General features: G+C 46.4%; 15 protein-coding genes. 6 read left to right on the top strand and 9 right to left on the bottom strand.

Annotated features, from left to right (window positions below; all coding sequences use genetic code 11):
* Positions 1-267 precede the first annotated feature (267 nt).
* The gene (locus tag ACO6V5_RS18900) at positions 268-2,322 is read left to right on the top strand and encodes a hypothetical protein (RefSeq protein ID WP_422411916.1); all 2,055 of its coding nucleotides are present in this window, start codon (positions 268-270) and stop codon (positions 2,320-2,322) included.
* 87 nt (positions 2,323-2,409) lie between these two features.
* On the opposite strand, the gene ACO6V5_RS18895 is transcribed toward ACO6V5_RS18900, so the two are convergent.
* From ACO6V5_RS18895 to ACO6V5_RS18875, 5 genes are all read right to left on the bottom strand, one after another.
* Positions 2,410-3,183 (bottom strand): metal ABC transporter permease, encoded by a 774-nt coding sequence (locus ACO6V5_RS18895; protein ID WP_422139483.1) that lies wholly within the window; start codon positions 3,181-3,183, stop codon positions 2,410-2,412.
* Positions 3,183-4,097 carry a metal ABC transporter substrate-binding protein gene (locus tag ACO6V5_RS18890; protein WP_422411918.1) on the bottom strand — a complete coding sequence of 305 codons (915 nt, stop codon included), beginning with the start codon at positions 4,095-4,097 and terminating at the stop codon, positions 3,183-3,185. The genes ACO6V5_RS18895 and ACO6V5_RS18890 overlap by 1 nt, the downstream gene beginning before the upstream one ends.
* Positions 4,081-5,319, bottom strand: a complete 1,239-nt coding sequence (locus tag ACO6V5_RS18885) for a hypothetical protein (RefSeq protein WP_422411920.1) — start codon at positions 5,317-5,319, stop codon at positions 4,081-4,083. Before ACO6V5_RS18885 ends, ACO6V5_RS18890 begins: the two co-directional genes overlap by 17 nt.
* Positions 5,320-5,537: 218 nt before the next feature.
* Positions 5,538-7,634 (bottom strand): AsmA family protein, encoded by a 2,097-nt coding sequence (locus ACO6V5_RS18880; RefSeq protein ID WP_422411922.1) that lies wholly within the window; start codon positions 7,632-7,634, stop codon positions 5,538-5,540.
* A 108-nt stretch (positions 7,635-7,742) separates the two neighbouring features.
* The gene (locus ACO6V5_RS18875) at positions 7,743-9,485 is read right to left on the bottom strand and encodes an SPOR domain-containing protein (RefSeq protein WP_422411924.1); all 1,743 of its coding nucleotides are present in this window, start codon (positions 9,483-9,485) and stop codon (positions 7,743-7,745) included.
* 248 nt (positions 9,486-9,733) lie between these two features.
* Here ACO6V5_RS18875 and ACO6V5_RS18870 point away from each other — a divergent pair, with 248 nt between their 5' ends.
* The 5 genes from ACO6V5_RS18870 to hisF all read left to right on the top strand — a co-directional run bounded on the left by ACO6V5_RS18870 (position 9,734) and on the right by hisF (position 13,213).
* Positions 9,734-10,477 (top strand): hypothetical protein, encoded by a 744-nt coding sequence (locus ACO6V5_RS18870; protein ID WP_422136240.1) that lies wholly within the window; start codon positions 9,734-9,736, stop codon positions 10,475-10,477.
* Between the two features lie 146 nt (positions 10,478-10,623).
* Complete coding sequence (hisB, locus tag ACO6V5_RS18865; protein WP_422136241.1) at positions 10,624-11,217, top strand: imidazoleglycerol-phosphate dehydratase HisB; 594 nt, start codon at positions 10,624-10,626, stop codon at positions 11,215-11,217.
* 113 nt (positions 11,218-11,330) lie between these two features.
* Positions 11,331-11,975 carry an imidazole glycerol phosphate synthase subunit HisH gene (gene hisH, locus ACO6V5_RS18860; protein ID WP_422136242.1) on the top strand — a complete coding sequence of 215 codons (645 nt, stop codon included), beginning with the start codon at positions 11,331-11,333 and terminating at the stop codon, positions 11,973-11,975.
* A 66-nt stretch (positions 11,976-12,041) separates the two neighbouring features.
* Positions 12,042-12,398, top strand: a complete 357-nt coding sequence (locus ACO6V5_RS18855; protein WP_422136243.1) for a DUF4870 domain-containing protein — start codon at positions 12,042-12,044, stop codon at positions 12,396-12,398.
* A gap of 41 nt (positions 12,399-12,439) precedes the next feature.
* The gene (gene hisF, locus ACO6V5_RS18850) at positions 12,440-13,213 is read left to right on the top strand and encodes an imidazole glycerol phosphate synthase subunit HisF (protein WP_422411927.1); all 774 of its coding nucleotides are present in this window, start codon (positions 12,440-12,442) and stop codon (positions 13,211-13,213) included.
* 50 nt (positions 13,214-13,263) lie between these two features.
* Here the strand turns inward: hisF and ACO6V5_RS18845 are convergent, their stop codons facing one another.
* The 4 genes from ACO6V5_RS18845 to ACO6V5_RS18830 are packed head-to-tail and all read right to left on the bottom strand — an operon-like array spanning position 13,264 to position 18,020.
* Positions 13,264-14,274 (bottom strand): hypothetical protein, encoded by a 1,011-nt coding sequence (locus tag ACO6V5_RS18845; protein ID WP_422136245.1) that lies wholly within the window; start codon positions 14,272-14,274, stop codon positions 13,264-13,266.
* A 17-nt stretch (positions 14,275-14,291) separates the two neighbouring features.
* Positions 14,292-15,446 carry an RNA-binding domain-containing protein gene (locus ACO6V5_RS18840; RefSeq protein ID WP_422411929.1) on the bottom strand — a complete coding sequence of 385 codons (1,155 nt, stop codon included), beginning with the start codon at positions 15,444-15,446 and terminating at the stop codon, positions 14,292-14,294.
* Positions 15,425-17,278, bottom strand: coding sequence for a TrlF family AAA-like ATPase (locus ACO6V5_RS18835; RefSeq protein ID WP_422411944.1), 1,854 nt, complete (start codon positions 17,276-17,278; stop codon positions 15,425-15,427). The genes ACO6V5_RS18840 and ACO6V5_RS18835 overlap by 22 nt, the downstream gene beginning before the upstream one ends.
* Positions 17,232-18,020 carry a hypothetical protein gene (locus ACO6V5_RS18830; RefSeq protein WP_422411931.1) on the bottom strand — a complete coding sequence of 263 codons (789 nt, stop codon included), beginning with the start codon at positions 18,018-18,020 and terminating at the stop codon, positions 17,232-17,234. Before ACO6V5_RS18830 ends, ACO6V5_RS18835 begins: the two co-directional genes overlap by 47 nt.
* Positions 18,021-18,098 lie beyond the last annotated feature (78 nt).

Raw genomic sequence — 18,098 nt, 5'->3', positions numbered from 1 at the left:
TATTGTGTTCGGAGATGAGGGGTGGCGCCTGCAACTATATGGGAATGCTTTAGATAGCAGCATCACGATCTGGTTAGCATGACAACATCAGTAAATTGATTGTCTGGTTAGATAAGAGCGCTCCCTGATTTTGGGGTGAAGCAGCTCATCAGCCTCATGCAGCGGATCGGCATTGAGTAATATGAATTATCGTTCTGGAACTTTTTCAAGAATTAATAGTCTAAATCTACATAGCTAAGAAATCAAATACGTTCAATGGAGTGAACAATGAATATAAATTCTAACAGAACAGATGCTTGCGGACTTTATGAAAGCAGTCCTGATGAAAAGAATGATGATTGTTTTGATTCAGAACAGAAAGTATTTAAAAGTTTTTCAAGAAATTTGCAGTTTGATGATGAATCCTTTGCACAGGTAAATAAGATAAGCAGGCTTGGCTCTATTGCGCCAGGTTGCAGTCACCAGATCGTCAATCAGACTATTCCCGAGCGAAAAGTTTCCCATTGCGTTACTACGGATAGTGCTGAGGTAATGAATGTAGCCAGAGTCAGCGAGAAGTTTACAGCTGAGGCAGTGGCTGGGCATTTTAGAAATACTATTGAAAACCTCATACATACACTGAGATACAACGTAATCGAAAAAGAAAGCTGTAGAGGTGATCAAAGAGACGAATTAATAGGGATTTTTATCGATTTTATTTTATACCAGGAGGGGCTTGTCCATGATCGGTGTTTTACTGTTAAAAGCAGCCCCGATAAATACGTGGCGGGTAAAACCATTAGCTTGGGGCGGGTTGAGGAGATAGAGTCTTTCCTGACTACTATTTTTACCGAAGGGGCAGCAGCGGAATCAAAAAGAGATTTGCGTGGATTATGTTATAGTCTGGTGGACATGTTAGTTGATTATCTCAACAAAAAAAAGAATCTATCGGACGATGTGACTCCATATATTGGGTATTGCAATCATAAATTTACCTACCAGCAATTAATGAAGGATATATTTCCATTTTTCGAAACCCTTTTTGCTTCAAGAGGCCTTTTTTCTGAGCTGGGTATTATCTTTGATTTTGCTGTGAAATTCAGGCAGACAATTATTGATAGTGGTTCTGGAGATTACAAAGACAGAAACTTGTTAACCATTGCTTTACGCAGAAACAAAAGTGATTTAAGAGAGTTTTTTAATCGAGATGTTATGGATTTTATTTTTTTGCGGCGCTGTGATGGCATTGTCGATACCCTGTTTGATAACTGCTCTTTACCGAATGACAATGGAGTGGATTTGGCAAACAGACCAAACCTTAAATTTGGTGAAGAGCTTGAATATGATCTAAAAGATGATTGTTCTCTTCGTTATGGTGATCATCGTAAGATTTTTTTATCTCGATTATCAGAAAAAAAGTTAACTGATCAAGGTACTGACGTACAACGTCGTGTACGCTATGGATTTAACAGTAAATTTACAGTGATCCCTTTTTATGACTCACGGCGGTGGTTTGAAATAAACTGCACGCCTTATCATTCTGATGATCAACTCGCGGAGTTATCTTTTGAGAAGGTGATTGAAGTAACTGATTCAATGCGAAACGAAGGATTCATTGATTATAGCTCCGGACATAAACACGTCGATGCGATGAGTGCTACTCAGGGTGACACTGGTGTGCTTCTGGCGATGGAATCTGAGATCCAGCGAAATCCTTTTCTATTGAGGGCGTTTGGAAATAATGATCGAATCTTACAGCAGGATGAAGCTAAATGGTATAAAACATTTGCTGATTATAATCCAGACACAAAACCATTTGCCGTAAAGCGGTTAAATAGAATTGTTGACCGTTACAATAAAAGAATAGAAGAAAATCATACTGAAAAAACAAGCCATAAAGCGAGCACTGATTCGGAAAAAAAAGACAGGCTTGATCAATTTGCCCATTTTTATAGCCAACTTGTTCATATGACGACCATACAAATGGGGCTAGGTCCAATTGGTAATTATTGTATGGAAAAGTATATGGCTATGTCTTTATTGCATATTACCGGAGCAGAAAAAGTCGAGAAGTTATCAACACTGGAATTTCGGTTTTTCCGTTGCCCGAAAACGGTACAGGAAATTAAGTTGATTAACCAATTTTTACAGGCCTGGTTTGGCTACCTTCATCAGTGCAGAAAGGATAAAATTCCTTTGCAGTCTGTGCCTGAAGATATTAAGTCCTCCAAAGACTATACGGCAGCTGAAGTTCAGCTTAAAACCATAGATTACCTCAGGAAATTAGGGCTGAATCCGAAGGATTATCGCTGTTTTTGGGGCGAAGTACGGGATCTTCCGTAAGTGGCCTTATTTATGCCGACCTCAGGTTATGGGCTAAAAAGTCAGGCTACCAGAAGGTGAGTCCTTCTGGCGCTTTTTCATTGGCTATCAGCGCCTGCTCAATACTCTGAACAGTACACAGACAGTCGTCAAACTGACGACAATTGTTGCTCCACCAGGAAAGTCATAAAGACTCGATAGCACCAATCCCAGAATCACACCTGCTAATCCTGCCAGATAGCCGAAAGCAAGAGCTTTCTTTCCAGACAACTGATTGACAGCCAGAGCGGGCATAATCAAGGCGCTGAATACCAGATAGACACCCACCATTTTGACGCTCAGTGTGACCATCAGGGCAAAGAGCGGGTAAAAAAGTCTGCCATCAAGGATTTCTGGTCTCATGATTGTCACTGCAAGAAAAGCCAAACTTGCCAATCCCGGAACCACCATGTCCTGCCAGCCAAGCCAGAGGATATGACCGTTCAGGGCTCTGGAAATATGCTCCGCGCCTTGGGGATCACTGGACATAAGAAGAGTGATAGAAGCAGCAGAGACCACATAAATGCAGCCAATAATCGCTTCCAGCTCTTTCTCTGAGTATTTGGCCAGCCATGCAATCAGGCCAGCACCACCAATGGAAAAGGCAAAGGGCATTAAAGCTCCTAATCCTGCGGAGCCATCGTGGGGAACATGACGGTGAGCCTGTGTCATCGTCAGGATATGAGCGACGATGGCACCCATAGCCGCGACCTGGGCAATAGCCAGATCCATGAAGACAATACCACGCTTCAGAACCTGTCTTCCCAGGACCAGGTGTGTACTGAAAACAATGATGCCTGCCACCAGGGCAGGCATCATGATTGCAAGAAGAGCCCATTCCATTATGAATCTTCCGGTTTGCCTGTCACTTTCAGCAGCTTTTGAATGAGATCGTCATACAAGCTGATCAGGTCTTTACTCTGTTTGCTGCCACCGACCGTCATCGGCAACTCTGTGGCGGGCACACCGGCTTTCTGACTTAACCAGTCCGCACCTTTTTTGTCCTGATAGGAGGCGTACACGACGGCATCGATAGACGTCTTTTTAGAAAGCTCCAACAAGGATGCCAGGTGTCTGGTTGAAGGTGGCAGACCAGGTTTGGGTTCCAGGTCACCAACAACATTCACATCCAGCCACTCCAGCAGATAGTCAAAGTTGCTGTGATAGGTCACCAGGTTTTTACCTTTCAGTGGAGCGGCTTCCTTTTCCCAGCGCTTGATATTGGTCTCCCAGACTTCTGAGAACTTTTTGGCGTTTGCCAGATATTCATCCCTGTTCCCCGGGTCAAGCTCTGCCATGCGTTCTGCCAGGGCCAGGGCGATTTTCTGCAGTCGATAAGGATCAAGATGCAGGTGAGGGTTTCCTTCCGGATGAACATCGCCCATGGTTGGATCTACTTTTTCAAGCTTACCGATGGTCTCTACCTGATCAGCAGCAAAGAACAGCCCTTTGTCTCCGGTCTGAATTTTTGGGTTGGCTGACTTCATTTGCAGAACCGGCAGCCAGCCGGTTTCCAGCTCAGCACCTGAGCAAACGACTATGTCTGCCTTTCTTATTTTCGAGATCAGTCCCGGACGAGCCTGAATGTGGTGAGGGTCCTGTCTGGCCGTTGTTGCCGTGTAAACCTTTGTATCAGTAGCGAGCTCTTCAGACAATGCAGCCCACTCAGGCTCACAGGCAAATACGGTCAATGCCCCATGACTGGATACCGGAAAGGCCAGGATGGATGCCAGCAACAGTTTAGAAAGTGTGTGCATCGTGAGCTCCAAGGGACATAACATATTGAAGGGTTACTATGTTGTTGGTGTTTTCGAAACCGTCACCTGTCTGATGAGTGTACTGCAGTCTGACTGTGGAGAAGTGAGATTGGCTCCAGGACACCATAAGTTCAGTTTCTTGCAGCTTCTTCTCGTCGAAATGGTCCTCGTGGGCTTCGAAGCCCCTGAACTCCCCGTAACGAGCACCCACTGCCCACTGAGGCGTCATCTTATAAACGCCACTCAGGTAGAAGCCTTTATTCTTTTCATTACCCTCAAAGGTGTCGCTGAGATCCTGTGTTTGCAGATATTCCCCTGTCAGGGTCAGGCTGCGGTACTTGAAGTTACCATCAGGAGCCCACTTCCATACGGCATCGGCAATATAGGTGTTCTTGCCGGTAAATTGGGCGTTATGAGAGTGGCTGTGGCCCTCATCTTCTTCATGTCCGTGATCTTCATCGTCTTCGTGCTCATGGTCATGATTGCTGATGCTGGCACCGTTGTCATTTCTGAGATAGCTCAGACCCAGCTGCCAGCTGTGCTCTTCATTAAAATCACCACCAATTTTGGTGAAGGCGGTGTAGACTCCCACTGATTTTGGATCGGTTAAATCTGCAGCCTGCATCTTTTTACCACTAAAAGCTTCGGTACCGATCGTCCAGAACGTATCGGTAGGCATTACATAACTCAGGCGTACACCGTCGTCATAGTAGTGTGACCCCAGCATTGCCCGGTAAGCGGCAGGCCTTTCAACAAATGAATCCGTGTGAGCGTGCTGACTATTCAGGTAGCCGATGTCAGACAGAAATCGACCAGCGCGAACACTAAAACCGCCAGGCAGAGCCAGAGTCTGGATAAATGCCTCTTCTGTTTCGAACTCGGTTTCGCCGTCGTGATCATGCACAACACCGGTGAACTTGCCGTAGAAAAGATCATCAATAGCCGCACTGACACCCAGTTCAATATGACCCAGACCAAAGCCCTTTTCATATTCGCTGAGAGCGCTGTCAGCTGACTTGTAATGGCCGTCCAGAATAAGGCTGAAATTTGGACTGAATCCTTCAGCATGAACAGTTGCGGTGGCTGACGCTGCTAGCAGAATCAGCGCTTTTGCCATTTGGCTGTAAGCTGATCTTTTGCGGATAGCTCCTTTAAAGGGAGTAACTTTGGTTGCTGGAGAGTGGAAGTCAGTAAAAATAATCGGCGGGTTGACTGCAGGCACAGAAGGCTCCTAGTGTGAAAATGCTCAATGCGTTGGGTGATATAAAGCTAGTCAATGCTTGTTATTTTGTAAATGTTATAACATAACGATTTGCATTCTCAAGTTCTATTACTTCTGTGAATCCACCTTCGGCTGACAGCTTCTCGCATTCCCCCCACTGATACCGACACGGATGAGCGGGGGGCAATAGAGCAGGAAGCATTGGAAAAACGGTTTTTTTATTTGAAAAGACCTTTCAGGGCATCTTTCAGGTGCCCGGCTTTCTTCTCAATCTCTTTTTCCACACGCTTTTTCACTTCTTGTCTGGCCAGTGAAGCAATGGTGTCGGCCAGACGTTTGGTATCAATACCACACTCCTGCTGTCCCAGCTTGCCTTGACAACGAACCGGCCAGGCGACATTGACGTAGTCTTCGTTGACCTCGCAGGCTGGGTCACTATCGGGAGCACGGTCGCCACTGATGTTCAGGCCGACATGAAAATCCATAGTCTGTTTGACCAGATTGATATCGCCGTCACCCTTGAGATTCAGGTTGGTCAGAGCAGCAGTCAAATCCTTATTGCTGGCTACCCCGTTGCTGATGGTGAAACTGCCTCCGAGCTGGGTGAACCGGGTGGTATGACCCCAGTCTTTTTTCTGCAGATCTTTCTTGCGTATTCTGGCAATTCCCTCACACACCATCTTGTCAAAGTTGGCCTCCGTAAAGGCTCCCTTATCGACATTGAAGTCAACCTTTCCGTTCAGGTTACTGATCAGGACACTCTGAAGCTGGCCATGGGTTGTCAGGTTCATGTCTGCATTGACCTTACCTTCAATGGATTTCAAAGCCGGTATGGGCTGAGCCAGAGCCTGCAGATTTATAGCGTTCAGATCTGCTGTTGTCTGAATTTCAGGATTACCCTGTTTGCGAACATCCAGCTTGCCGTCCAGATCAATGGTGCCCTCGTAGAAGCCGGAAGCCAGCTTGATATCTTGTTGTCCGTTCAGGGCTGTAAGCTGGACTGAAGGCTTGTTAAAAGTGAGTTTTGCCACGGTCAGGGAAGCCAGTTCCAGAGAGCCTTTGACGTTCAGAGGACGCAGGGAGTCTTCCGGAATCAGTGGCAGCGCCTGGTTGGGCTGAAGCTCTTTCACAGTACCTGACGCAAAGGTCGGAGGCTCTGTGCTCTGCACACCTTCAGACTTGCCTTTTGATTCTTCTTTGGTCTCTGTCTGTTCGGAGGCAGGTGGCAGGTAGCGATCCAGGTTCAGGTCACCGCCCTTGAACTGAAAAGTCATGTCCTGTTGTTGCAGGTTTCCGATTTTGAAGAAACCATCCAGATTGAAACCATCAAGCGTCAGATCCAGTTTGTCTGCAGAGAAGCTTTTACCATCGGTGTTAAAGCTGCTCTTGAAAGCCAGCTGGGTCATTGCCCCGGGATCTGCCATGGGGGGAAGCAGGATCTTGATCTCTTTCAGAAACTTGCCTGGATTGAACTGTGTGACATCCAGGTGGCCTTTCACCATCAACGGTTGTTGCTGAACGTTCAGGGCGCCGACAATTTGCAGGGTTTCGGTGCTTGTCCCGACAAGATTATCTGCTGCCGGGTTGGCCGATATTTTGAGATCCTGCAGATCATAGGTGCCCTCTTTGAGGCTGAACTTCAGAACACCCGTGATGCCAGTCATCAGTGTCAGATCGGGTTCACTGCTCTTGATACGAGCTTTCAGATTAAAGTCAAAAGGCTCATTGTTGCGAATTGCCCCGGTTTCCAACCCGGCCTGATCAACCAGGTAGGTTTTACCTGTGCTCTCGTCGTCATAACGGATCACCAGTCCTTCAACACTGACATTGGCAATATCCAATTCCAGAGGTGTAGATTCGGTGGTACCTTCGGGCGATACAACTGTTGTGGTCTCTGTTGCAACAGGCTCGCTACCTGTTTTTCTGGAAACCTCCCAGTTGCCCTGGCCGGACTCGTTCCTGACCAGATTAAGATCCAGCCCTATCAGCCTGGCTGTTTGCATTTCTACTTTTTTGCTTAACAAAGGTAGCAGCTTAACACTGACTTCCGCTGTCCCCAGTCTGGCCAGCTCGGAGTTGTCTGCCCCTTTAACATTCACCTGTTCAAGGGAAAGTCCCAGCCAGGGAAAGACCGACCAGCCAATAGGGCCGTCAATCGTGAGCGTCAAACCAGTATTGTCGTAAACCATTTTGGAAATGTCATCCCGGTAATTGTTGGGATCTATCACTTTCGGAAGAATCAGGGCAGCAGCAGCAACAACAAGAATTATGATGCCAGCCACCAAAAAGGCGATGAGTTTAATTGCACGGTTCATTGGAGACCTCGGGATCTCTGGGTACAAAATATTGTTATTCCTTGGTCAGGATAGTGTACCGCAAGTGTTTGAGGAGTTGGTAAGGGGGGTGAAAATATTGTCCCCCCCCTAACTTTCCCGGGCCTGTAGTTTCTTGAGGGATTTTACCGAGCGGGTCCAGGGGTAGAGGACCTGGACAGCGTCTTTCAGTTGAGGTGAATTGAGAACAGCCAGAGCTTCTTTACTGCTGGTGAACTGACCTTGCAAAAGGACATACCAGTCTTTCTGGTTTTTTCGGTATCGCGCCGTAACTGCAGACTTCAATTCCGGGAATCGTTTTTTCAGCTTCTCAATGGCTTCTGGCTTGTTGGCTGAAAACCACTGAATGGTATAGCTGTTTCCCGGCCCACTGATGATTGTCCCTTGCGGTTGAGTAACCTTTCGGGAGGTTATCTGCTGAGTCTTTTCTGACTTCCCTGTAATGAGACTTTGTAGTTCATTAACCGATCGGACTCTGGGGGAGAGGCGTATAGAAATACGGGCCAGCTCCGGGCTGGAAAGTGCTCTGTTAGCCTGATCTTTGCTGGTATAGGGAGGACCCACGAGTAAAAACCAGTCCTGATATCCTTTCCGATAGTGGATGATCTGGGTGTCACTCAACTGTGCATACCGCCTGCGGACTCTTTCGAGCGTATCTCTTCGGGTTCCAGCCAGCCACTGGATAGCGTAACTGTGCCGGGAAGCTTTGAGAATGTCATGTCTGGCCGGTTGCTGGTACTCTCTGGCTTCTTTTGGACGACGATATTCGTTGGTCTCTTCCTGGACCGAATACGTTGAATAACCCTCATTCAGGTAGCTCTGCTGGTAGTGCAGTTTTGTCTGAAAGTCCTCCTTTTCAGGAGTCGTCCGGGTATAACGCTGCGAACGAGGAGCACTGTAGTTCAAATCCATTGGTTCTTTATAAGGCTCGGACTGATAGGACGAGTGAAATGGTGGCTCAGATGTCTGCTGAGAATCGACGTTGTAATCCCGATGGGTTTCTTGTTGCTGCAATTTTGGATAGGCGGGAGCGATACTGGCAAACAATCGATTATTGTCCGGCTTTACAGGATTATTGTAGGCATAACGCTGTTCGTTCAGTGGCTGTGAGGGGTCACCGGGATCTCTGAGTTCACCTGGCATAATCAGGTTGAGCTTCTGAATGCTGGCCAGAGACCGTGTCCAGGGATAGAGTTTGTCGGTCAGCAACAACCGGGGAGGACTGTTGAGGGCTGTCATTGCTGACTGGCTATCTTTGAATGGTCCGTCCAGCAATAAAAACCAATCTTTGTTTTTGCGCTGATAGCGGACAATCGTCGCTTGCTGCAGGACCGGGAAACGACGCTGTAGATCCCTTAATGGTTCTTCGGTATGGGTTGCGAGCCACTGGATAACAAAACTCCCATGTTCCGAGCCCATTAGTTCGTTGACTCTCTGCCGGAGTTGTTGTTCTGGAGTCGTCTGTTGATAGGTGTAGGAGTAGTTGTTACCCTGCCGAGGATAGTCCGGCTGCACAAACTCCTGTTTGAACTGGTTGTCTGGCTCCGCTTTGACAGGCTCATAGTGCTGCTGAGAAATAGTTTCCGGGTACCCGTTATTTCTATTTGAAGCAGAATAAGCAGCGGTTTCCAGAGATTGTTCGTAACGATCTGTCTGGCTGCTTCGGCATAGCCAGTCGCTGTTCTGATCGGAGCGACAATCCCATGATGAACTCAGTGTCAAGGGTTTTGGAGGCAATAAAAGGGCATCCGCCGAAAAAGCGGTGAGTGTTGCCAGGGTAGCAACAACTCCGAGCCTGATGTTTTTTTCCATAAACAGCACTCGAGCTGACATGAATCAGATCCTTCTGATCATTGCTTTTAACAAATCAGGTTTGAAAAATAATTGCAAGTCTTGTGTTGAATTAATTTTTCAGTCGCCAAGTGTTGTCTGGCTCATCGAACAGCAAGCAATGACCCCGGGAAATGTTCAACCCTCGCTATGGTGCGGCAGTTCAGCGACTAATATGGTGGTGAGGTTGTTTGCGTGACTCTGCCTGGGGAAAATCGGCCTCTGCCGCCTGAATACGTTGGGAACGGGTTATGGAGACAATGGACGCTTTTGGGATAATGTCAGTCAAACGATGGCTGGCAACAATGTTCTGCCTGGCTTTGCCCGTCTCTTCATGGGCTTTGGACCTGGCGTGTTTCCCGAGGGTTGATACCACTCAAAAGCAATACCTTGTTGCTTCAGACATGCTGATGCTGGAAGCAGCCAGGGAGAAGAAGCTCAACAAAGACAAGGCTGAGTTCCCTGTCTGGGTCAGCGGTTATCAGCGGGGCTGGTTTGCCAGAGTCGTTGAAAAATCACCGACAAAGACCGTTCCGGGTGTTACCCCAAAAGAAGGGAAGTTATTCAATGGCTTGTTGTTGGCATCATCCGGTCATCAGATCAGCAGCCTGGATCGCAATGAAACTCTGAACTGCAGAACCCTCATCAGTGTCAGACAACTCAAGACAATGGCTGGTGGCCAGCTACCCGGGAAGGGGCAAATCTGGATCTATGTCCTCAAGCCCGGGAGTATGAAGAGAGCGGCTGGCAAATACCCAATCCAGCAGTCGGATGTCGATAATTTCCTTACCGGGTGTGTGGAACAGTCCAGGGCATTTTCACTGCCTCAGTTTGCTGAACAATGTGTGGATTTTACTGTAGGCTGGTCGCAGAACTGGGCCAATGACCGTGAAAGGCCTTCCGGTGGCAGGCTGGTACAGAACAAACGAAAGGAGATAGACAGATTGCTTGAGAGGCTGGAAGCAGAACTTTTCGAAAAAGTACGAGATGAATAGCTCGCCTGCTTGATAGCTGCTCCGTATAATGGCCGGATTGAGGTCCGGGAGTCAGCAAGCATTCAGGTTTGAATGGTCTTTATTTGAGTCTGGTAGTAATAACAGCTCAGACTCTATGTACAGAATAGATATAATTGGAGATTATCATGGCTGAGCGCAAGGCCAGTGTTGAAAGAAATACGCTGGAAACCCAGATCAGGGTTGATATCAATCTGGATGGCAGTGGCAAAGGCCAGTTCGACACTGGTGTGCCATTTCTTGATCATATGATGGACCAGATTGCCCGTCATGGCATGATGGATCTGGATATCAAGGCTGTGGGTGACAACGAAATCGATGACCACCATACCGTAGAAGATATCGGTATTACCCTGGGGCAGGCGTTCACCAAAGCCATTGGTGACAAGAAAGGTCTGACCCGATACGGGCACTCCTATGTACCGCTGGACGAGGCGCTTTCCAGAGTCGTCATCGATTTTTCCGGACGTCCCGGCCTTGAGTTTAATGTCGATTTTACCCGGGCCATGATTGGCAAGTTTGATGTCGACCTGTTCTACGAGTTCTTCCAGGGCTTTGTTAATCATGCCAATGTGACGTTGCACATTGATAACCTGCGCGGTCGCAATGCTCACCATCAGATAGAAACGGTCTTCAAGGCCTTCGGCCGGGCATTGAGAATGGCCTTGGAACTGGATCCTCGTATGGCTGGCCAGATGCCATCCACCAAAGGATCGCTGTAATCAGCCATGAGCAAAAAACAGCCATGAGCGAAAAAAAGCTTTGAGTCCACTTCAAACAGACAGGGTGATGCAGTCGGTATGTTTTTCATTAAGCTGTCAGGTGAGTTAAAAAAATGAAGACAGTTGCAGTCATCGATTATGGGATGGGTAACCTTCACTCTGCCAGTAAAGCTCTGGAACACGTGGCCAGCAGCGATACCCGTGTCAAGGTGACTTCTGACCCGAACATTATTCAGCAGGCCGATCATGTGGTGCTTCCCGGTGTCGGTGCTATCCGTGATTGTATGGCAGAAATTCGTGCCAAAGGCGTAGATGATGTGGTGCGGGAAGTGGTCGAAAGCCAGCGCCCGCTTCTGGGTATTTGCGTTGGTATGCAAGTCATGTTGAATCACAGCGAAGAGAATGGTGGCGTTGATTGTCTGGGTCTGATGCCCGGGCAAGTAAAATTTTTTGGCAAGGGGCTGGTGGATGAGGCCGGTGAAAAACTGAAAGTTCCTCACATGGGCTGGAGCCCGGTTCAGCAACATCGTGACCACCCTTTGTGGAAAGGCATCGAAGATAATGCCCGCTTCTATTTTGTCCACAGCTATCATGCTCATGCAAATGACGATGGGATGGCTGTTGGTCGTTGTCACTACAGCGTTGATTTTGATGTGGCTTTAGCACGGGACAATATCTTTGCGGTGCAGTTTCACCCTGAGAAAAGCGCTGACAGCGGCTTGAAACTGCTTGAGAACTTTTTGAACTGGAATCCTTAGAGGGGGCTCGACACTTAAAATACGTTCGAGCTTAAAAAAATGGACATAGACGCTTTGCAACCATTTATGAAAAAGCCCGATTCCAATGAGAAGAATTGGGCTGTTTTCTCCCATATTCTGACCTTGTTTGGCTGTGTCCTGCCAGGCACGAACCTGTTGATCCCTTTTCTGATCTGGTATCAGAAAAAAGATCAGTCTATGTTTATTGCCCATCATGCCAAAGAGTCTCTGAATTTCCAGATCACGGTGACTCTGGTGATTGCCATCTGGGGATTACTGAATGCTGTTCTGATCGGGCTGCTCTTTCTTCCCCTGATTCCGTTTGCGGTGGTTTTTGCCCTGATTTTTGTGATCCGGGCCAGCATGAAAGCCAGTCGGGGAGATGAGTACCGATATCCGGTATGCCTACGTCTGGTCAACTGAGTCTTTAATCGGTTTATTGCAAAAAATAGAGAGGCCGCTCAATGGGCTTAGCGAAAAGAATTATTCCCTGTCTGGATGTTGACAATGGCAGAGTAGTGAAAGGCGTCCAGTTTCTTGATATCCGTGATGCCGGTGACCCCGTTGAAGTGGCTCGCCGCTATAACGAAGAGGGTGCAGATGAGATCACCTTTCTGGATATTACCGCCAGCCATGAAGACCGCGACACCATGGTTCATACCGTTGAGCGTATGGCCGGCGAAGTGTTTATCCCTCTGACGGTAGGCGGCGGCATTCGCAAGGTGGAAGATATTCGTACCCTGCTCAATGCCGGTGCCGACAAAGTCAGTATTAATACGGCTGCTGTCTTTAATCCTGAATTTGTTCAGGAAGCTGCCGATCGTTTTGGCTCCCAATGTATTGTTGTTGCCATCGATGCCAAGAAGGTCAGCCTGTCAGGTGAGCCTGAACGCTGGGAGATCTTTACCCATGGCGGCCGAAAACCAACCGGACTGGATGCGATTGAGTGGGCCAGGAAAATGGAACAGTTGGGAGCTGGCGAAATTCTTCTGACCAGTATGGATCAGGATGGAGTAAAGAACGGTTACGACATTGGCGTAACCCGAGCCATATCCAATGCTCTGGACATTCCTGTTATTGCCTCGGGTGGTGCCGGAAATCTGGATCATCTGGTTGAAGCTGTGAAGGAAGGTAAGGCCGATGCTGTTCTGGCTGCGAGTATTTTTCACTTTGCTGAATACTCTATTCCCCAGGCCAAAGCTTACATGGCCAGGCATGGCATTGAGATGAGAGTCTGAAATAGTAAGAAGGAAAGAAATTAAACTTTTTCCTTCCCGCATTTTTAGAGTCAGTACAGCATCACTTTTCCAAAAATGATCATTACAGCGACCAGCAGCACGACTGACGTTTGTTCTGCTTTTGTCGCAGAATCATGGGCTTCTGTGCTGACCACTGTTGACTCATCAGCACCCATTTTTATCTCGAAATGGGCCGAGTTGTACTGACCGTCTGGTAATACACTGGGCAGTGAATAGGCCCGATTAGTCAGAATTTTGTAAACATCAGGGTCACCTGATTGTACTTTAGCTCTGGTGTTTAACGTCCATTCATTTTGGATTTTTTCCAATCGACCGGGAAACTCTTGACCGCCGAGCATCGAAGTCAGTGCAAAATAAGTATATTCAGTGATCATGCAACTGTAGTTACAGCTTTCATCCTCATAAGTGAACCAGGCGTGTTTAGGGTAACTGTCCGGGATTGTATCAAACCGACCACCACGAGCTTTGTCCATGGCATCGGCAATCAATGAACCGTGTCGCTCGCCAAACACTTCAGGATAAATTTTGCTGTAGCCAAGATGGGTGATCAAATGCAGTACTTCTTCGAGGGCGCCATCAAATACACCTCTGTCCGCGCCATTTGGGTGTGTTTCGCTTGCTTTCAGGTCTTGCAGATTGGGTAGTTTCTTTTTATTTCCGACTTTATCCCTTACAGGCTGTAGTTCGGAATCGTCAGCTATCATTGCCAAAGTGGCTTTTTGTGCAACTAACATATCTACCACTTGCTGATTGTCGATAAGGCCATCGTCATTGTTATCGAGGTATTCAGCCAGGATTTTCGCAGCATGAAGCAGCTTTTCATCGGGTACTTTTTCTGTGCCCCGAACTTTAATACCAAACACAGTCGTGTATTTTGGAAACACCATAGCCAGAGTTTGTTGGTTTTCAGATATAGGAGTTGGAGCAAGCGTTGTCGTCTGCGTCGTGTTTTGTGAGTAATTACCGCTGCCGTAGGCGTATAAACTCAAACTAATAGCTATCGCTATCGCTGTTTTAACTATGGCTAGATTGGACTTCATGATCTCTCCGTAAGTATTCAGCACCCTTTACGAAAAATAGTTACCTTGAAGATATTTGAGTCTCGATCATCAATAAAATCTATATCTGGGTAGGCTTTGATTGCTCGCTTGATGCCACTACCAAGACCTCGGTATGGCAGCAATCTGGGGGCAAATGATGCAAGGACGGGGTTGCGAACATTAGAGTTGCCCATTTTTATGTTCTCTACCGTCAGGTTATTCGGCAGATGTCCTGGGCTTATAATTTCAATGCGGTCAGTAAACACCAATAATTTTACAGGTGCCGAGATAAAGTAGTCTCTGTGTATTAACGCATTGGCGATGAGTTCTTCAAGAACAATACGTGGTATTTCAGGCTCACCAATGGAGTTAAACCCTTGATCTTTTTGAATGTGCTTGATGTTCGACAGCACAAACCCCAGAGACTGCTGAAAAATATCGGTTAGTTTGCCCTTAACATCCTGACTATCAATATATTGAGTGTCCTCAATATTTTTTCCAGGGAAGGCAACCGCTTTGACAATGAAAACAGGCAGTCGAACTTGTGGGCGAGTGGAAAACAGTAATGTACCTGCAATATTCAGCAAGTCATCTTTTGCAAGATTCATGTTTTCTAATAACTGTGAACGAGAAATGTGCTGTTTATCTGCAGACTCTCCGTATTCTCGTTCAAAGAAAGTATCAAAAAATTCTTCATCAATCTCAGTTGTAAAAGAGTTTTGCACCGATGATTCATCAGCATGTACCAACCCTGCTTCCTGAAACATCCGCTGAAGCTCCTCGCGGGCTGTGACTCTTCTCTTATCAGAACCGTTTTTTACCCAAATGTAACCATTTGAGTCCATGTAGGGTTTGACTAAACCGGCCGCTACAATTAATACCAATACCCTTCCACCAGGAAGGGAAAAGTTTTGGGTAATTGGGTTGATTGCTGGCTTTACGTTGTTTGTTGCCGCATTGGCAATATCTTGATTTATTTTTCGTAACTGAGCATCAGAGAGCCCTGTTATTGTGCCATCATCATTGACGCCAATAATAATATGACCGCCCTTTGAGTTGCTAAAAGCGGCCATTTCTAATGCCAACGAATTAACGTTGTTTATAGTTGCTTTAAACTGGTGTCTGGAATCTTCACCATTGGCAATAATGCCTAAGAGTTCTGCGGTTTCCATGCTTCGTATACCTGTTTACGTTTCTCAAAGGTTTCTGTTCCACCTTCCATGACGCTAACAATTCGTTGCTGTATGTTGCAGCAGTCAATACTTCCGCTATTGGGCTGGACTTTATCATCGAGGTATTCGCAGGCAATGACCAGTTCGGCGTCCCCCAATACGGGTATGTTTGCGTTGTGAGTTGCAAAGATAAACTGAGTTTTTGGTTTTAACTCCTGTATTAACTTGATGACATCATCATAGATAGTTTGGTTATCGAGATCGTCTTCTGGCTGATCTATGATAACAACGTCGTTTTCTCGCTGGCTTAGAACAAAGAGCATGAGCGCAGAAGCCCTCTGACCTAAAGAGTGGTGAGCCAAAGGCTTATTGTGATATTCAATGGTGTAAGTATTAGGCACCTGCCAGGTAAGTAAGCTATCTAATTTATCTTCAAAGTACTGCCAGAACCTATCAAACGAGCCACCCAGAATGGATTTCAGTTTATCTTTTTCGCGCCACATAGCGCCAAAATCCTTAAACTCATCAACAACGCTTTGCAGCGTTATCTCATGAATACGACTCCCACGGAACAAGCCCTGAATGTGCTCAAGCATGGCGGCTTTATTGGCTTTGAAATCGGATCGAATTTTCAAAGGTGAGTCAACAAGGTTGATCTTATCGAGGATCTGTTTGATGGCACGATATTCCTCTGACCATAATTTATCCAGGCCGTCCAGCTCCTTCCCAAGAGTTTCACCAAGATCGCTGTATTGTTGCTCACTCTTGGCTAACACTTGGAGCATTTGCTCTGCCTGATCCAGCAAAGATTTTAGTTTTTTAAACTCCTGTGGACTAATGGCCTGTGCACCAGCTTGCTTGAGTTCTCCCGCAAGCTTTCGTTCTATTTCTGCAAACTCTTCTTTCAGAGATAGTTTTTGCTGACTAAAGCCGGAAAGTTTTTCTCGTAATTGTTGCAACGTAGCCTGACTATCGGTAACTACCTGCTTTATGCCATCAAAGCCAGTTAACAGGTTTTGATAGCTAGTAAAAAAGTCATCAAAAAACGGTTGGTTCTGTGGTGACTTATACAGAGTCTGATTTTTAAGCTCATCTTCAAAGTCGGCTATAAAACGGTTCAATTCAGATAAGTAATTATCAGCACCAACAATAACTTGTTGTGCTTTTCGTTCATCACGGTCAAAATCAATCTGTTTTTGTAGTTTGGTTTCCACACCGTGCTGCTGATAAAATTTCAGTTGAAACTGAGCATCTTGTTGTTTTTGTGTCCACTCCTGTTTTTGAGATACCGCCCGGTTAAGCCTCTTGATCTGGTGAATTGCATCCAGCACATTGTGTTGACCCTGTTTAATTTTTTCACGCACGGGTACGAGAGCATCACCTACCAGTTTTTCTATCAGATCTTTTTCAAATCCTGCTCCAGTACTGGAAAGATCTTTTTGACCAAAATAGATAGGCTGATGGAGGACGGTTTCCCGGATAGAGACTCCCGGTTGTAATTGCCCGTTAACAAAAACATCGGGTCTTTCACCTAGAATTCTGCGAACTTGGTAGGGCTGTCCGCGACGGTCGATGGCATCAATAGTGATTTTTCCACCACTATGTAACAGGTGCTTAACCAGTCCTTCCTTGTAATCAATATCGGATGCTTTTGCTCCAAAGGAAATGTTCAGCGCATAACGAATTCCTTCAAGAATGGATGACTTCCCACTACCTCGAATGCCTATCAAAGTATTCAGTTCAGGAGAAAGAAATATCTCTGTACCACCCAAGGTGCCAGCACCTTCAAAGCTGACTTTCCGGATATATGAGTGAGTGTATCCTGGTTGCACAGGGCGAACCCTGGCTTCCTTGTCCCAGAGGGCACTTGACTGCTTCAAAACTAAAAGCCCCCAGCTTTAAAAAACAGGACTCTTTTCTGGCGGACATATCCGCCAGCTGCTTATCATCACTTCCTTCGACTTCCGCTGGATAGAGCTTACCCAATGCTTGCTTCATCTTATCTCGAGTATCGCGGGACCGAACCTTCTGGAAAGCCAGGGCTCTGTGCTGAACAGCAGTAGTATCAAATAATTCTTTAACACGCCCGGGTGATAGTCCACCCCACAAACCATTGGGTGCTTCGACATGAGCAAAAACCAAAAAATAGTCTTTTTGGAATTTATCCAATTCCCGAACAGTGTCTACCAAGTCATGGTTAGAGCGAGCATTTTCATCTTCAAAGTTGGCAATACCCGCAAACGTCAGGCTTAAGAAACTTTGTATATGGTTAGTTTGCTCCTTGTTGTTAAACCACTCATCAGAAAATACGACCAGAGTATGTACACCTGATTGCCCATCTTTGACTGACAGCTCAATACCCGGCAATAAACCAATGCCGGACTTTTTGGCTTTTTTGCGCAGAGCTTTGAATTCATTCAGATCAAATTTGTTGTGGTTGGTAATGACTCCAAGACCAATGTCTGCAACCAGCAGGGCTTCTATATATTGATTAAGATAATCATTATCTTCACCCTTATAGCTGAATTCTTTATCTGCGCGTGTGTGCAGATGAAAATCGGCCTTTAAAACCATTGACTGCCATTTTGAAATCGGTTTAGAGTCATTGACCACCCTCCTGAGTAGATTCTAAACAGCTATGAGCGAAGAAAA

This window comes from Endozoicomonas sp. ALD068 (genome assembly GCF_049310145.1).
Lineage (GTDB): Bacteria > Pseudomonadota > Gammaproteobacteria > Pseudomonadales > Endozoicomonadaceae > Endozoicomonas_A.
Note: the sequence above shows the minus strand (reverse complement) of the source record. Positions and strands in the feature narration are given on the sequence as shown.

Excerpts from the sequence above, each read along its gene's own strand:
- ACO6V5_RS18900 (WP_422411916.1), top strand. The coding sequence starts at position 268 with ATGAATATAAATTCTAACAGAACAGATGCTTGCGGACTTTATGAAAGC.
- ACO6V5_RS18895 (WP_422139483.1), bottom strand. The coding sequence starts at position 3,183 with ATGGAATGGGCTCTTCTTGCAATCATGATGCCTGCCCTGGTGGCAGGC.
- ACO6V5_RS18890 (WP_422411918.1), bottom strand. The coding sequence starts at position 4,097 with ATGCACACACTTTCTAAACTGTTGCTGGCATCCATCCTGGCCTTTCCG.
- ACO6V5_RS18880 (WP_422411922.1), bottom strand. The coding sequence starts at position 7,634 with ATGAACCGTGCAATTAAACTCATCGCCTTTTTGGTGGCTGGCATCATA.
- ACO6V5_RS18875 (WP_422411924.1), bottom strand. The coding sequence starts at position 9,485 with ATGTCAGCTCGAGTGCTGTTTATGGAAAAAAACATCAGGCTCGGAGTT.
- ACO6V5_RS18870 (WP_422136240.1), top strand. The coding sequence starts at position 9,734 with ATGGAGACAATGGACGCTTTTGGGATAATGTCAGTCAAACGATGGCTG.
- hisB (WP_422136241.1), top strand. The coding sequence starts at position 10,624 with ATGGCTGAGCGCAAGGCCAGTGTTGAAAGAAATACGCTGGAAACCCAG.
- hisH (WP_422136242.1), top strand. The coding sequence starts at position 11,331 with ATGAAGACAGTTGCAGTCATCGATTATGGGATGGGTAACCTTCACTCT.
- ACO6V5_RS18855 (WP_422136243.1), top strand. The coding sequence starts at position 12,042 with ATGAAAAAGCCCGATTCCAATGAGAAGAATTGGGCTGTTTTCTCCCAT.
- hisF (WP_422411927.1), top strand. The coding sequence starts at position 12,440 with ATGGGCTTAGCGAAAAGAATTATTCCCTGTCTGGATGTTGACAATGGC.
- ACO6V5_RS18845 (WP_422136245.1), bottom strand. The coding sequence starts at position 14,274 with ATGAAGTCCAATCTAGCCATAGTTAAAACAGCGATAGCGATAGCTATT.
- ACO6V5_RS18840 (WP_422411929.1), bottom strand. The coding sequence starts at position 15,446 with ATGGAAACCGCAGAACTCTTAGGCATTATTGCCAATGGTGAAGATTCC.
- ACO6V5_RS18830 (WP_422411931.1), bottom strand. The coding sequence starts at position 18,020 with ATGGTTTTAAAGGCCGATTTTCATCTGCACACACGCGCAGATAAAGAA.